The organism is Brevibacterium moorei, assembly GCF_024580735.1.
Taxonomy (GTDB): Bacteria; Actinomycetota; Actinomycetes; order Actinomycetales; family Brevibacteriaceae; genus Brevibacterium; species Brevibacterium moorei.
In genome coordinates this window covers 166,004-181,030 of record NZ_JANIJX010000001.1, presented here as the reverse complement: position 1 = coordinate 181,030, position 15,027 = coordinate 166,004, and the positions used below count along the sequence as shown (strand labels likewise).

Annotated in this window: 12 protein-coding genes; 8 read left to right on the top strand and 4 right to left on the bottom strand. The window is 67.7% G+C overall.

What is annotated here, in order from left to right; translation table 11 throughout:
- The first annotated feature begins 153 nt into the window (after positions 1 to 153).
- Entirely contained in the window at positions 154 to 3,042 is a 2,889-nt protein-coding gene (gene leuS, locus NQ034_RS00860; protein ID WP_257046496.1) for a leucine--tRNA ligase, read from the top strand.
- A gap of 150 nt (positions 3,043 to 3,192) precedes the next feature.
- On the top strand, positions 3,193 to 4,020 hold the full coding sequence (gene nadE, locus NQ034_RS00855) for an NAD(+) synthase (protein ID WP_257046495.1): 828 nt from the start codon (positions 3,193 to 3,195) through the stop codon (positions 4,018 to 4,020).
- On the opposite strand, the gene NQ034_RS00850 is transcribed toward nadE, so the two are convergent.
- On the bottom strand, positions 4,017 to 4,697 hold the full coding sequence (locus tag NQ034_RS00850; protein ID WP_257046494.1) for a hypothetical protein: 681 nt from the start codon (positions 4,695 to 4,697) through the stop codon (positions 4,017 to 4,019). The genes nadE and NQ034_RS00850 overlap by 4 nt on opposite strands.
- An 82-nt stretch (positions 4,698 to 4,779) precedes the next feature.
- On the opposite strand from NQ034_RS00850, the gene NQ034_RS00845 reads away from it, so the two are divergent.
- The 4 genes from NQ034_RS00845 (at position 4,780) to holA (ending at position 9,827) form a co-directional block, all read left to right on the top strand.
- On the top strand, positions 4,780 to 5,673 hold the full coding sequence (locus NQ034_RS00845; protein WP_257046493.1) for a DegV family protein: 894 nt from the start codon (positions 4,780 to 4,782) through the stop codon (positions 5,671 to 5,673).
- A gap of 127 nt (positions 5,674 to 5,800) precedes the next feature.
- On the top strand, positions 5,801 to 6,508 hold the full coding sequence (locus NQ034_RS00840; protein ID WP_257046492.1) for a ComEA family DNA-binding protein: 708 nt from the start codon (positions 5,801 to 5,803) through the stop codon (positions 6,506 to 6,508).
- Positions 6,505 to 8,781 carry a ComEC/Rec2 family competence protein gene (locus tag NQ034_RS00835; RefSeq protein ID WP_257046491.1) on the top strand — a complete coding sequence of 759 codons (2,277 nt, stop codon included), beginning with the start codon at positions 6,505 to 6,507 and terminating at the stop codon, positions 8,779 to 8,781. The genes NQ034_RS00840 and NQ034_RS00835 overlap by 4 nt, the downstream gene beginning before the upstream one ends.
- Before the next feature lie 35 nt (positions 8,782 to 8,816).
- Complete coding sequence (gene holA, locus NQ034_RS00830) at positions 8,817 to 9,827, top strand: DNA polymerase III subunit delta (RefSeq protein WP_257046490.1); 1,011 nt, start codon at positions 8,817 to 8,819, stop codon at positions 9,825 to 9,827.
- Between the two features lie 93 nt (positions 9,828 to 9,920).
- On the opposite strand, the gene rpsT is transcribed toward holA, so the two are convergent.
- On the bottom strand, positions 9,921 to 10,181 hold the full coding sequence (gene rpsT, locus NQ034_RS00825; protein WP_257046489.1) for a 30S ribosomal protein S20: 261 nt from the start codon (positions 10,179 to 10,181) through the stop codon (positions 9,921 to 9,923).
- A gap of 222 nt (positions 10,182 to 10,403) precedes the next feature.
- Complete coding sequence (locus NQ034_RS00820; protein ID WP_257046488.1) at positions 10,404 to 11,102, bottom strand: type II toxin-antitoxin system PemK/MazF family toxin; 699 nt, start codon at positions 11,100 to 11,102, stop codon at positions 10,404 to 10,406.
- A 75-nt stretch (positions 11,103 to 11,177) separates the two neighbouring features.
- On the opposite strand from NQ034_RS00820, the gene lepA reads away from it, so the two are divergent.
- Both lepA and hemW read left to right on the top strand, forming a co-directional pair.
- Positions 11,178 to 13,052 carry a translation elongation factor 4 gene (gene lepA / locus NQ034_RS00815; RefSeq protein ID WP_257046487.1) on the top strand — a complete coding sequence of 625 codons (1,875 nt, stop codon included), beginning with the start codon at positions 11,178 to 11,180 and terminating at the stop codon, positions 13,050 to 13,052.
- 1 nt (position 13,053) lies between these two features.
- On the top strand, positions 13,054 to 14,277 hold the full coding sequence (gene hemW, locus NQ034_RS00810) for a radical SAM family heme chaperone HemW (protein WP_257046486.1): 1,224 nt from the start codon (positions 13,054 to 13,056) through the stop codon (positions 14,275 to 14,277).
- Positions 14,278 to 14,374: 97 nt separating this feature from the next.
- Here hemW and NQ034_RS00805 read toward each other — a convergent pair whose 3' ends face one another.
- The gene (locus NQ034_RS00805) at positions 14,375 to 14,944 is read right to left on the bottom strand and encodes a DUF4870 domain-containing protein (protein ID WP_257046485.1); all 570 of its coding nucleotides are present in this window, start codon (positions 14,942 to 14,944) and stop codon (positions 14,375 to 14,377) included.
- Positions 14,945 to 15,027: the final 83 nt, after the last annotated feature.

The window sequence follows — 15,027 nt, the reverse complement described above, 5'->3', positions numbered from 1 at the left end:
TTGAAAACGGCCGGCGCTTGGACCCATCGTACGTGCTCGGGCCCCGGGAGGTCGCCGGGCGCCGGTGACAGCGCGATAGAATGATCCGGTATCTTTCCCGGATCTCCCACCGTGGGACGTCCGGATGTGCACGATCCATTGGAAAGGACCCCCATGACTTCTGCCGCCGAGCAGGCACAGTTCCGCTACGACGCTGAGCTGGCGGGCACCCTCGAGCTCAAATGGCAGGACGCCTGGGAGGCCGAGGGCACCTACGCCTCACCCAATCCGGTCGGCGACCTGGCCGACAGTCCCCGTGATTACAGTGCCGAGGACCGCGAGCCGGTGTACCTCATGGACATGTTCCCCTACCCCTCCGGCAAGGGACTGCATGTGGGCCATCCACTGGGTTATGTCGCCACCGATGTCTACGCCCGCTATCAGCGGATGTTGGGCAAGAACGTCATGCACGCCCTGGGCTACGACGCCTTCGGCCTGCCGGCGGAGCAGTTCGCGGTGCAGACCGGGCAGCACCCACGGATCACCACGGAGGAGAACATCGCGAATATGCGCAGGCAGCTGCGCAGGCTGGGGCTGGGCCACGACGCCCGCCGGACCTTCGCGACGACGGACTCGGAATTCGTCAAGTGGACCCAGTGGATCTTCCTGCAGATCTTCAACTCCTGGTACGATCCGCAGGCCGCCGACGGCCGCGGCGCCGCCCGGCCGATCGCCGATCTGATCGCCCAGTTCGCCACGGGCGAGCGCGCCACGGGCCTGGGTGACTGGCGTGCGCTCACCCCGACGCAGCAGGAACGGGTGCTGCAGGACTACCGGCTGGCCTACGTCTCCGAATCGCCGGTCAACTGGTGCCCGGGTCTGGGCACGGTGCTGGCCAATGAGGAGGTCACCGCCGAGGGGCGCAGTGAACGTGGGAACTTCCCGGTGTTCACCCGCAAGCTCAAGCAGTGGAATATGCGCATCACCGCGTACGCAGACAGGCTGGCGGATGACCTGGACCGGGTCGACTGGCCGGAGGCGGTGAAGAACATGCAGCGCAACTGGATCGGCCGCTCGACGGGCGCCTATCTGGACTTCCTGGTCTCCGACGCCTCCGGCGCCGCCCTGGGCGAGGACGCGATCCGCGTGTACACCACCCGCCCCGATACGATCTTCGGTGGCATGTTCCTGGTGCTCAGCCCCGAACACCCCGACGTGCACCGTTTCACCGCCGCCGCCTGGCCGGCGGACACCGATTCCCGGTGGACCGACGGGGCACAGACGCCGGGCGAGGCGGTGACCGCCTATCAGCGAGCGGCAGCGGCGAAGACCTCGGTGCAGCGCCAGGAGGAGAAGACGAAGACCGGCGTATTCACCGGCACCTATGTCGCCAATCCCGCCACGGGCCGGGCGATGCCGGTGTTCGTCGCCGATTACGTGCTGATGGGCTACGGCACCGGTGCCGTCTACGGCGTGCCGGCCGAGGACCAGCGCGACTGGGACTTCGCCAAGGCCTTCGGCCTGCCCTATGTGCGCACCGTTGCACCGGGCGCCGAGCACGATGAGGACGCCCCCTATACGGGCGCGGGTGAGAAGATCAACTCGGCGAACGCCGAAATCGATCTCAACGGACTCGACATCGCCACTGCCAAGGAACGCGTCCTCGCCTGGTTGGGCGCCAAGGGGCAGGCGCAGGAGACGAAGCAGTACCGGCTGCGCGACTGGCTCTTCTCCCGCCAGCGCTACTGGGGCGAACCCTTCCCGATCGTCTACGACGAAGAGGGCACCCCGCACGCCCTGCCGGCGGACATGCTGCCTGTGGACCTGCCGGAGGTCGATAACTTCTCGCCGCGCACCTTCGCAGCCGACGACGTCGACTCCGAACCGGAGCCCCCGTTGGGCCGGGCCCAGGAATGGGTGAACGTGACCCTGGACCTGGGCGACGGGCCCAAGCGGTACCGCCGGGAGACGAACACAATGCCCAACTGGGCCGGCTCCTCCTGGTACCAGCTGCGCTACGCCGATCCGCACAACGACCGGGCGCTGGTCGATCCGATCAACGAGGCCTACTGGCTGGGGCCGCGCACCCCCGGTGCCTCGGGCGGCGCGGATCTGTACGTCGGCGGAGTCGAACACGCGGTGCTGCACCTGCTGTACTCCCGGTTCTGGCACAAGGTGCTGTTCGACCTGGGCTACGTATCGTCCTTCGAACCGTTCCACAAGCTGATCAACCAGGGCTACATCCAGGCCTATGCGTTCACCGACGCCCGCGGCGTCTACGTTCCGGCCGCCGAGGTCACCGAACGGACCGGGGCCGACGGCACCTCGACGTTCTGGTACCAGGGCGAGCAGGTCGCGCGCGAATACGGCAAAATGGGCAAGTCGCTGAAGAACATGGTGACCCCGGATGAGATGTACGACGACTACGGCGCGGACACCTTCCGCGTCTACGAGATGTCGATGGGCCCGCTGGAGGACTCCAGGGCCTGGGAGACCCGCGCGGTCGTCGGTGCACAGCGTTTCCTGCAGCGCGTATGGCGCCTGGCCGTCGACGAATCCACCGGTGCGTCCCTGGTCTCGGAGGAGCCGGCGGACGAGGCGACCCGCAAGGTCTTGCACGCGACGATCAAGGGCGTTCGCGAGGATATGGACGCCTTCCGGTTCAATACCGTCGTGGCCAAGCTGATCGTGCTGGTCAACCATCTGACCAAGGCGGGCAGCGCCCCGCGCGAGGCGCTGGAACCGCTGATCACCATGCTCGGTCCGCTGGCCCCGCACCTGGCGGAAGAGCTGTGGCATCGGCTGGGACATGCGGACACGGTCGTGTATGCGCCGTACCCCGTCTACGATGAGGCCTACCTGGTCGCCGAGACCGTGACCGCCGTGGTCCAGGTCAAGGGCAAGGTACGCGATCGGCTCGAGGTGTCTCCGGATATCAGCGCCGAGGAACTCGAAGCGCTGGCCCTGGAGTCCAAGGGCGCGCTGCGGGCCCTGGCCGGTGCCGGGGTGCGCAAGGTGATCGTGCGCGCACCGAAGCTGGTCAACATCGTTCCAGAGGCCTGATCGGCTGCACGTTCACAGGGGCACCGCCGGCGGGACTATGCCTGCCGGGGGTGCCCCTGCTGCGTAGATGAACAGAGGATGAACACTTCCTGTGCCAAAGATCACAGCATGGGAAACATTTGGGATACAGAACGCGGATATCGTAAGAGCATGAGTTTTTCCGCAGCAGAGATCCGCTCGCTGTTGGGTGTCCGGCCCCGGATAGATCCGGCGCTCGAGGTGGCGCACCGCGTGCAGTTCCTCGTCGAGTACTGCCTGACGACCGGTGCACGGGGCTTCGTCGTCGGCGTCTCCGGCGGGCAGGACTCCGCCCTGACCGGACGTCTGTGCCAGCTGGCCGCAGAAGAATTGCGCAGGCGCGGCGAAGACGCCGCTCTCCTGGCGGTCCGCCTGCCCTACCGGGTCCAGGCCGATGAGGACGACGCGCGCACCGCCCTGGACTTCATCCGGCCCGACCAGCAGCTGGCATTCAACGTCGCAGGCGCCGTCGACGGACTGTCCGCCGAGTTCGCGGATAGCGTGGGCACGGCCATGAGCGATTTCACCAAGGGCAATGTCAAGGCCAGAATGCGCATGGTGGCGCTCTACGCACTGGCCGGCGAGCACAACCTCCTGGTCGTGGGCACAGGGCATGCCGCCGAGGCGGTGACAGGCTTCTTCACGAAGCACGGTGACGGTGGATCCGACGTCAGCCCGCTCGCGGGCCTGGACAAACGCCAGGGTCGCAGCCTGCTCGAGCACCTGGGCGCCCCGGAGCGCCTGTGGGTCAAGGAACCCACCGGCGATCTGCTCGACGGTGCCCCTGGTCAGCCCGATGAGGAGGCCCTGGGCCTGACCTATGCGCAGATCGACGACTTCCTCGAAGGCGCCCCCGTGGCCGATGCGGTCACCGAGGCCCTTGAAATCAGGTTCCAGAACACGGTGCACAAACGCCGCCCCCCGGTGTGTCCGGGGGACAACTGGTGGATCAGGTTCTAGAGGACCTCGGCTTCCAGAGCGGCGGTCTCGAAGGCCTGTCGCGCAGCGAGAAAATCACCGGCCAGATCCGCCCCGCGGGTCCGCACCTGCGCGAACTCCCGCCACCCGCCATCGCGTTGATCACCGGGGATGAGCTCGAGTCCGTCCTCGGTCGACTTCGTCTGCTTGTCGATCCACGCCAAGAGTGCCGCCGAACACCGATAGAGTTCCATGAACGCCGCGTGCAGCGCGTGCGTGCTGAACGCCGTCTTCGTGTAATCGTCGACCAGGGTGCGCACCGGGGCCAGCTCTGCCGTCGTGAAGCCCGAGGGACCCGATTGGATCCGCAGGTGCTCGATGATCCCGCCGCTAGTCGGCAGCAGCCCCAGAATCTCCCGGGCCGGGGCCTGATCCATCTGTTCGTCGTCCTCCGGTGAGCTGACGGCCGTCAACCCGCCGATCTGCGCGCGTGCCGTGGCCAGCTCGGTGTGCAGATCGTCGATCTTGGCCTGTGTCCTGCGCCATTCGCCTGCCAAGGCGAATAGACCGGCCAGGAGCAGCAGCGCCAGTACCAGGAGGAACAACCAGGCCCAGGAGTGCAGCCCGGGAATGAGGGCCACGACGACGCCCGCTATGCCGAGTACACCGGACACGGCCGCAGTCGGGGAATTGACGAGGTAATCCAAGAGGGTCTTCACCCCACCAGCGTATCCAAGGAACGACGCGCAGCCGTGCCCGGCCTGCCGTAAAGCCGGGGAATTCCGGACTAGGCTGGGCACCATGCAGAAACTGGGATTGGTCGTCGACTCGACAGCCCGCCTGAGCGAGGAACAGGTGGAGACCTTCACCGCAGAGCTCGACGGGCGCCTGCGCATAGTGGACCTGACCGTTGCCGTGGCCGGAGTCGAGCGCCCGGACCGGCAGTGGAGCGCCCACGACATCACGACCGCGATGGCCTCGGGGGCCCGCGTGACGACGTCGCAGCCTCCTGCGGCGGCCTTCGCACAGGCATACCGCGAACTCGTGCGAGCCGGATCCGAGGCCATCGTCGTGCTCACTCTCTCGGCCAGGCTCTCCGGCACCCATACGGCCGCGAGCAGCACCACCGGCGCCGCCGGCGAGGTCCCCGTCGTCGTGGTGGACTCGCAGACCGCCGCGGCCGGTCTGGCCGGAGCCGTGGCGATTGCGGTGGCCGGTCGACACACCGGGGCCTCCGTGTTGGAACGAACCCTGCGCGATTGGTGTGCGGAGGAGACGAGCGCCTACTTCGTGCCCGCTTCGCTTGAGTACCTGCGAGCCGGCGGGCGGATCGGCCGGGCGGCCAGTCTGCTGGGCCGGGCGCTGTCCATCGTGCCCGTCCTGACCCTGGACGCCGGCGAAGTCACCCCGTTGGCCCGGGTACGCACCAGTTCCCGGGCGATCGCCCGCCTGGTGGACTCGGCCGTCGGGCGGGCGCGCGAACTCGCCGCAGGCGGTGGCCGAATCGAATGCGTCCTCCTGCACGCGGAGGCGAGTGCAGCAGAGGCCGGTGCGGGCTTCACCCGGCTGCGCGAGCTTGTGGACGAAGCCGAACTCCCGACAGGCACGCGCGTGCGCGAGGAGATCCTGTCCACCGTCATCACCGCCCATGTGGGGCCGGGAACCACCGGGATCATCGTCCAGACCCTGCCCTGAGCACCGGACCCGCCGCAGGTCACAGGAGGGTGCAACAGCGCATCACCGGACTGTTGACAACTCCCTGGCGTCCACAGGCGCACCGGGCGTCCTGGCGGGCCGGAATCCGCGGATCTAGCGTTGCGGCATGTCACGATCGCCCGAAGACCGCATCTCCAGCCTGCTGGGCCGCACCCGCCGCGATGGTTGGGACCCGGCCGACGAGGATCCGGAACTCGCGGACCTCCTGCCCGCCACCCGCCCCGTCCCCAGCCGTCGGGTGCTCCTCCTCATCGGCGCGCTGGTCCTCGCCGCCGTCATCGGGCTGCTCCTGTTGCGGTACCTCAACGCCCCGCCACAGACCACTACGGAGGCGCCGGCCCCGATCGTGACCTCCACTGCCGGGCCCACGGCCGACCGGGCCGGTGCCGTGACCGTCCACATCGTCGGCGAGGTGGCCCGGCCCGGTGTGGTCGAACTGGCTGCCGGGGCGCGCGTGGCCGAAGCCCTGCGGGCCTGCGGAGGGATGACGAAGAAAGCCGATGAGGCCTCCATCAACCAGGCCCGCATCCTCGTGGACGGGGAACAGATCGTCGTCACACCCCGCGGGTCGCCGCCGACCGGCCGTGCGGAGAACAGCGCGGTGTCCGGAACGCAGAACAACAGTAGCGTCGACATCAACAAAGCGGGAGCAGCGGAGCTCGAGGCGCTCCCCGGCATCGGACCCGTGACCGCCGCAGCGATCGTCGCCCACCGCGAGGAACACGGCCCCTTCACGAGTGTGGACCAACTCACCGAGGTCTCCGGCATCGGTCAGAAGACAGTCGAGGGGCTCAAGGACCGCGCCCGGATATGAGACGGCGTCACGCACCCCGGGACCCTGACTCCGCCGGCGGACGGCTGAGCGCGGCGCTCCTGCACAGGGCGGCCACCTGGCGCCTCCTGGTGGCTACCGTGGCCGCCTGGTCGGCGGCGGCAGTACCGGGGAACCCCCGCCACACCGCTCTGCTCGCCGTGGTCTGTGCGATCCTGGCCGCGCTCGCACTCCGCCGGCGGCGGACCCGTCCGGCGGCGTGGGCGGCCTCCACCTGTTTGCTGGCGTCGCTGGCCGCGGGTCTCGTCGCGGCCCACCTGCTCGCCATGCCGACAGGTGACGACCACTACCGGGGCGCGGCCCTCATCGTGTCCGACCCCGTGCAGACGCCCGGCGGTATGCACCGGGGATCGGTTCACACCCCGCGTGGTTCACTGGAGATTCTGAGCCGTGCCGGACTCCCGCCGGCGGGCAGCCGCATCATGCTCGACGCCGACCTGAAGACAGCCGGGCCGCGCATTACGGCATTCACCGACAGCCGGCCCGCCACCCTCGGTCCGCCCGGTGCTCCCTGGCGTCTGCGCGCGCACCTGCGCAGTTTCCTGGCGGATGCCGCGGGTACCGGGCACGCGGGCACCCGCCTGCTGCCTGGCCTCGTGATCGGCGATACCGCTGCGGTCGACGAACTGCTGGCCGAACAGATGAAGATCGTCTCCTTGAGCCATGTTATGGCCGTCAGCGGGGCCAACATCACCCTCATCACGGTTACCGCGGTCTGGGTCCTACGCCACCTGACCCGGCGCAGGGGCGCGATTCTGGCCGTCTCCACTGCCATCGGCCTGGCCTACGTCTTCATCGTCGGACCGGAACCATCGGCCCTCCGCGCGGCCGCCATGGGGTTGGCCGGCACCCTGGCCCTGGCCCGGAAGACCGGCCGCAATACCCCTGCCGTGCTCTGCACCGCCCTGCTCGTCCTCGTCATCGTCGCTCCACAACTGGCCGTCAGCGCGGGCTTCATCCTCTCCGCTGCTGCCACCGCGGGCCTGATCGTGCTGGGCCGGCCCGTTACGGACGCCCTGCGCCGGGCCCGCCTGCCGCTTCCGGTTGCCGCGGCACTGGCCGTTCCACTGTGCGCGCAGATAGCGGTGCTGCCGGTGCTCGTGGCCCTGGGTTCGGCACCCAGTGCATGGTCGGTCGTGGCAAATCTGCTGGCGGGGCCCGCGGTGGCCCCTGCGACCATTCTGGGGCTCGGCGCGCTGGTCTGCGGCCTCGGTTCCGGTGTGCTGCCTGGCATCGACTGGTGTGGGTGGGCGCTGGCCCAGTTGGGCGCATTGCCGTCCTGGTGGATCGCCGAACTCGCTCGGATCGGTGCGGAGCTGCCAGGGGCCGTGCTGCCCTGGCCGGCGGGTCCCCTGGGCCTGGCACTGGCCGGACTGATCACTGCGGCCTTCGCCGCAGCCTGTCTCCGCAGGCTGCGGCTGTGGCGTTGGAGCCTGCCCGTGGCAGCGGCGGCGCTGGTTGCCGGCCTGGTGCTCCCGCTGGCGCCCCGGGCCCAGCTCGGACACTGGACGGTGGCAGTCTGCGATGTCGGTCAGGGCAGCGCCACCGCGGTCTCGTTGGGCCCCGGCCGGGTTCTGTTGATCGACACCGGGCGCGACCCCGCCGCAGTCGACTCCTGCTTGCGCGATTTGCGGGCCGAGCACGTCTGGGTCGCCCTCTCACATTTCGATGCGGATCACGTGCAGGGGCTGTCGGGCGCGGTCAGGGGGCGTACGGTGGAAGCACTGTGGATCAGCGCGCCCCTGGCCGACGATGACCGCGCCCGCCGTGCCGAGGCGATCACCGGACGGTCGGCACAGCCGTTGCGCGCCGGTGCCGCGTTCTCGCTGCCCGGTACCGAGGTATCCTGGCGGGTCCTGTGGCCGCGTCCCGACAGCACCGTCCCGGCAGCCGACGGCCGGGTGGCCGACGGGAACGCCGAGTCCCTGGTCTTCCTGATCATGGTGGCCGACCGCACCGTACTGGTCCCCGGCGATATCGGAGCCGCTCAACAGCGTCGTCTCGCCGGCACCTTCGGGCGGGTGGACGTCCTCATCGCCCCACACCACGGATCGGCCGATATTGATCCGGGTTTCTTCGCTGGGGCGGGTCCGGCCGCCGGCGTGGTCTCGGTGGGGGAGAACCGCTACGGCCATCCGACCCGGGCCGCGCTGGAGGCCTTCGGACAGGTTCCGGTGCTGCGCACCGACGTGTGCGGCACGATCGTCCTCGATGTCGACGGTGGCCTGCGGGGAACCCGTGGTTGTGGGGGATGACGGGCGTGTCCGGCCATGGCACTACGCTTGGGTATGTGGCAGCGAAGAATGCGAGATCCGCGAAGAAATCGAACCTGATTCCCTGGCAGAAGGCGAAGCCGGCGCCCGTGATCCTGATCTCAGGTCCGGAAGCGGTGCTGGTGCGCAAAGCTCAGGACCGTCTGGTGGGCGCCGTGCGCAAACAGGGGGATTTCGAGACGACCCGGCTGGATGCGGCCAGGTGCGAACGCGGGGATCTGCTGCAGGCCTGTGCGCCCTCGCTGTTCTCCGCGGACAAGCTCGTCATCGTCGACAATCTGGCGGGGATGTCGGACGCGTTCCTGACCGACGCCCTGGCCTATCTCGACGATGTCAACGAGGACGCGGTGCTCATCCTCAAACACTCCGGTGGCAACCGTGGGGCGAAGCTCACGAAGGCCCTGGAACGTGCCGGGTATCCCGCCGTCGACGCGTTGGCGGTCAAGACGGAGAAGGACAAACACGACTTCGCGGCCAGGGAGTTCACCAGGGCCGGGCGCAAGATCGACCCCCAGGCGCTCGAGGCCCTGCTGGTGGCCACCGGATCCGACCTGAGCGAACTGGACGCCGGGATCGACCAGTTGGTGGCCGATACCGATGGCGTCATCACGACCGAACTGGTCGATAAATACTACGGCGGGCGGGTGGAGGCCACGGGGTTCAAGGTCGCCGATGCCACGGTGGCCGGCCACACCGCCGAAGCCCTGACCCTGGTGCGCCACGCCCTGGCCACCGGCACAGATGCCGTGCCGATCGTCGCCGCGGTAGCGCTCAAACTGCGTCAGTTGGCGAAGGTCCAGGGGCTCAGCGGTTCGGTGGGGGAGAACGCGGCGGAACTGAAGATGGCGCCCTGGCAGATCGATCGGGCCAAGCGGGACCTGCGCTCGTGGAACCAAGTGGCGCTGGGGGAGGCGATCCTGCATGCGGCAGCCGCCGACGAAGCCGTCAAGGGCGGTGGTCGCGACCCCGTGTATGCGGTCGAACGGCTGGTGTTCAGGGTCTCCCAGCTGGCGCGGACCCGACGGTGAAACCACATCGGCGCCGTCACCCGAGGTGACGGCGCCGATGGTCTCCAGGGGTCGAACCCCCATGGGCCGAACAGCTGTTCAGCGGATCAACGATCAGAGGGCGTTGACCTGCTTGGCCAGCTTCGACTTGTGGTTGGCCGCATTGTTCTTGTGCAGCACACCCTTGGAAACGGCCTTGTCCAGCTTGCGCGAAGCAACCTGGAGAGTGGCCTGTGCCTCGTCCTTCTTACCGGCAGTGATGTTCTCACGGACGGCGCGGATGGCGGAACGGACCTCGCTGCGCACGGACTTGTTGCGCAGGCGGGCCTTTTCGTTCGTGCGGATCCGCTTCATCTGGGACTTGATATTTGCCAATTTAGTACCTTTGCTTATCGGCTTACATTTGGTCGTGAGGGCTCCCGGACGACTGCGCGGGCCCGCTGCGGGGAAACACAACGGCCCCAGACGTACCGGGGTGATTCCGCCCGACCACGGCGAGACACACGCCTTGGCGGATACACAATCACCTATTCTACATGGCGGACCGGCTGCGCAGGGCTCAGCGGATGTGCTGTGCGCGACTAGCGCCGCGGCCGCTCATTCGATGTTCTTGGCAACCAGCGAGTAGAGCTCCATCGGGAGGATGGCGCCCTCCCTGCGCACCCCGGATGGACTGATCCGGATGATCCGATCGAGCCGGATCTCCGAAGGCCGCCGCTGCGCGTCCCAATCGCCCGCGCCCACATTGAGCCAGCGGGCGTTGCGGGTCTCGTCGATGTCGCCGACCCCGCCGGGCACGTGGTCCTTGCTCGAGAGCATGAGGCCCAGCAGCCAGCGTCCGTCGTGGCCGACGATCAACACCGGACGGTCCTTGCCCTGTCCAGGGTCCTCTTCGAAGGGCACCCAGGCCCACACGACCTCGCCGGGATCGGCGTCGCCGTCCAGGTCGGGGGCGTACTGGGGCTTGACCGTACCGGTGAAATCACCAGGGTAGCCCCCGGACGGGCGGTGCGGGAAGCCCTGTTTGGGAGCGGAGCGCTGCGCGGTCCGACCACTCTGATAATCCTCGCGCCCGGTGACCGCGGGGGTAGTCCGTCCTGTGTTCTGCTGCGCGGCGCGCGGGGGCTTGGAACTGGTGTCCCCACGGGTGTCCTTGTCGGTGTCGCGAGCGGGTCCGGTGAGCAGGCCCGCGACGCTTTGGCGGGTCTTCGGATCCTCGAGCGCCTTCCTGGCGAGCTTGACGCCCTCCTTGGCCCCGGCGCGCAGCAGTCGATTCCCTAGCTTCTTCCAATCCATGTCCTCAAGGTTATGTGTGCGCACCCGGTTCGTGAAACAATGGGATGTCCCATCGAGTAAAGGAATGAACGCCACATGCCCCAGGTGAGTGAGGCGTCAGCCGCGCGAATTCGCGTCGCCGCCACGCCCAGCGAACTGATTCGCAATTTCTGCATCATCGCCCATATCGATCACGGGAAGTCGACCCTGGCCGACCGGATGTTGCAGATCACCGGCGTCGTCAAGCCCCGCGATATGCGCGCGCAGTACCTGGACCGGATGGACATCGAACGTGAACGCGGCATCACGATCAAATCCCAAGCCGTTCGCATGCCATGGGAGGTCGACGGCACCCCGTACGCGCTGAACATGATCGACACCCCCGGTCACGTCGACTTCACCTATGAGGTCTCCCGCTCGTTGGCCGCCTGCGAGGGCACTCTGCTGCTGGTCGACGCGGCACAGGGTATCGAGGCCCAGACCCTGGCGAATCTGTATCTGGCGCTGGAGAACGATCTGGCGATCATCCCCGTGCTCAACAAGATCGACCTGCCGGCGGCGCAGCCGGAGAAGTACGCGGAGGAACTGGCCAATCTGATCGGCTGCGAGCCCGAGGACTGCCTGCGCGTGTCCGGTAAGACCGGCGAGGGCGTGGACGCGGTGCTCGACAAGATCGTCGGCGAGGTCCCCGCGCCGGTGGGCGACCCCGATGCGCCGGCCCGGGCGATGATCTTCGACTCCGTCTACGACACCTACCGCGGGGTCGTCACCTACGTCCGCGTGGTCGATGGCAAGTTGGCCCCGCGCGAGAAGATCGAAATGCTCTCCACCGGCGCCACCCACGAACTGCTGGAGATCGGCGCCTCGACCCCGGAGCCTCACCCCTCGGATGGACTGGGCGTGGGCGAGGTCGGTTACCTCATCACCGGCGTCAAGGACGTCCGCCAGTCCCGCGTGGGCGATACCGTGACGAATGCGCGCAAGCCCGCAGAAGAGGCCCTCGGCGGCTACCGGGATCCCAAACCGATGGTGTTCTCCGGGTTGTTCCCGATCGACGGTTCGGACTATCCGGACCTGCGCGATGCCCTTGACAAGCTCAAGCTCAACGATGCCGCCCTGGTCTACGAACCGGAGACCTCGGCCGCCCTGGGCTTCGGCTTCCGCTGTGGTTTCCTGGGCCTGCTGCACCTGGAGATCATCCGGGAGCGGCTGGAGCGGGAATTCGGCCTCGACCTCATCGCCACGGCCCCATCCGTGGTCTATCAGGTGACGCTGGAGGACGGCAGTGCCCGCGAGGTCACGAACCCCAGCGAGTATCCCGACGGCAAGATCAAAGAGGTCCGCGAACCCATGGTCAAGGCCACGATCCTGACCCCCAGCGAGTTCGTGGGCGCCGTGATGGAGCTGTGTCAGTCCAAGCGCGGACAGATGCAGGGGATGGACTACCTGTCCGAGGACCGTGTCGAATTGCGCTACCGGATGCCGCTGGCCGAAATCGTCTTCGACTTCTTCGACCAGCTCAAATCCCGGACCAAGGGCTACGCCTCGCTGGACTACAACGACGACGGCCAGGCCGCAGCGGACCTGGTGAAGGTCGACATCCTGCTGCACGGGGACGCAGTGGACGCGTTCTCCGCGATCGTGCACAAGGACAAGGCCTATGCCTACGGGGTGGAGATGGCCGGGAAGCTGCGCGGCCTGATCCCGCGCCAGCAGTTCGAAGTGCCGATCCAGGCGGCCATCGGCTCGCGCATCATCGCGCGCGAGACCATCAGGGCTATGCGCAAGGACGTGCTCTCGAAGTGCTACGGCGGCGATATCAGCCGTAAGCGCAAGCTGTTGGAGAAGCAGAAGGCGGGCAAGAAGCGGATGAAGATGGTGGGTTCCGTCGAGGTCCCGCAGGAGGCCTTCATCGCAGCCCTGTCCTCCGATGGCGGCGGCTCCAAGGACGGCAAGGGCAAGGACAAGTAGGGTGCCGGCCCAGCCCATCGGCGACATCCCGCCGCTCACGGGCGCTCTGCCCGCCGGCGTGGCACAGGGCAGTGCACAACGGACCTGGAGCGCCTACGTCCACGTGCCCTACTGCCGCGTGCGCTGCGGGTACTGCGATTTCAACACCTATACCTCGACGGATCTGGGCCCCGGTGCGAACCGGGAGGACTTCCGGGCGGGGATCGCCGCGGAAATGGACCTTGCCGCAGGAGTGCTCAACCGGGCGGGGGTGGCGAGGCGGCCCCTGGACACCGTGTTCTTCGGCGGCGGCACGCCCACCCTGCTGGCGGCCGAGGTGCTGGCCGGCGTGCTGCAGAACCTGCAGGAGCGCTGGCCCCTGGCCGCCGGGGCCGAGGTCACCACCGAGGCCAACCCCGACACCCTGACACCTGCGTACATCGACACCCTGGCCGCCGCGGGTTTCACCCGGATCTCCCTGGGCATGCAATCGGCGGTGCCGCACGTGCTGGAGACCCTGGATCGGACCCACGATCCGCGGCGCATTCCCGAGGTCGTGCAGTGGATCAAGGCCGCCGGCCTGCAGGTCAGCCTCGACCTGATCTACGGCACCCCGGGGGAGTCACTGGAAGACTGGCGGCGCTCTGTGGAAGTCGCCCTGGCCAACGAGCCCGACCATATTTCGGCGTACTCGCTGATCGTGGAGCCCGGCACCAAGATGGGGTCGCAGGTGCGCCGTGGAGAACTCCCGATGCCCGATGAGGACGATCTGGCCGATAAGTACGAACTGGCGGACGCGCTGTTCGCGGCCGCTGGACTGCACTGGTACGAGGTCAGCAATTTTTCTACTGGCCCGGATACCCGCTGCAGGCACAACCTCGCCTATTGGCAGGAGGGCGACTGGTGGGGGTTCGGCGCCGGCGCCCATTCGCATGTGGGCGGCACCCGATTCTGGAACGCGAAGCATCCGCGTGCCTGGGCGGCCCGGCTGGCAGCGGGCCAGTCCCCGGCAGTGGGCCGGGAAGTCCTCGGACCGGACACCCGGGAAGTCGAGCGGATCATGCTGGCAGCGCGGATCGAACATGGCCTGCGGCGCGATTCGCTGCCGGATGGGGCCACGGCGTACCTGAACCGGTTCGAGCGGATGGGTCTGTTGGAGGACGATCCGATCTGGTTCGCGCCCACTGTCTCCGGGCGCCTGATGGCCGACTACATGGTCAGGGAATTGAGCGATCTGCTGATCTGAACGCCATGCGGCGGCCCCGGCACAGAACACCGAGGGCCCCGGAGTGATTACTCCGGGGCCCTCGGTTGCGCAGGTGCGGCTCACACTCGCGGTGCGTTCACTTGATGAACTGGATGGTCATGGGGTAACGGTATCCCTGGCCCTTGTTGGCGGCAACAGCCTGCAGAATGCCGAAGACGATCTGCACGATTGCTGTTGCGAAGTAGAGAATCCCACCGATGCCGAATGTGACCACTGTGATGATGGAGATTGCAGCATTGGCAATGACAATGGTGATCCCGAAATTCAGCGCCTGCCTGCTGTGTTCCCTGACGAATGCTGACTCATCTTTCTTTACAAGGAAGAGGATGAGGGGCACGATCCAGCCGGTCAACAATTGTCCGATCCCAACCCACAGGCTTGTGGTGCGATCGTTCGGGCTGGCCCGCCAGAAGGCCTCGGAGCCCTCGCCGTAGACGCCCTCGGGCAACTGGGTCGAGGCCTGCGGGCCGGTGAAGGGCTGCTGGCCCGGCTGGTAGTAGGACTGGGCGCCGGGCTGTCCATAGCCCGGCTGGCCGTAGTTCTGTTGCGGATTCTGGGCGTAATCCGGGTTCTGCCCGTATCCCTGTCCGTAGTTCTGTCCGAGAGCGTTCTGCTCGGGCTGTTCGTTGTGGGGGTCCTGACTCATGGTCTTCCTCCTCGAATCGGCTGCGGGACGGTGTCGTACTGAGCACACCCTACCCGGCGCACCACGCCGGGTACCACATGGGG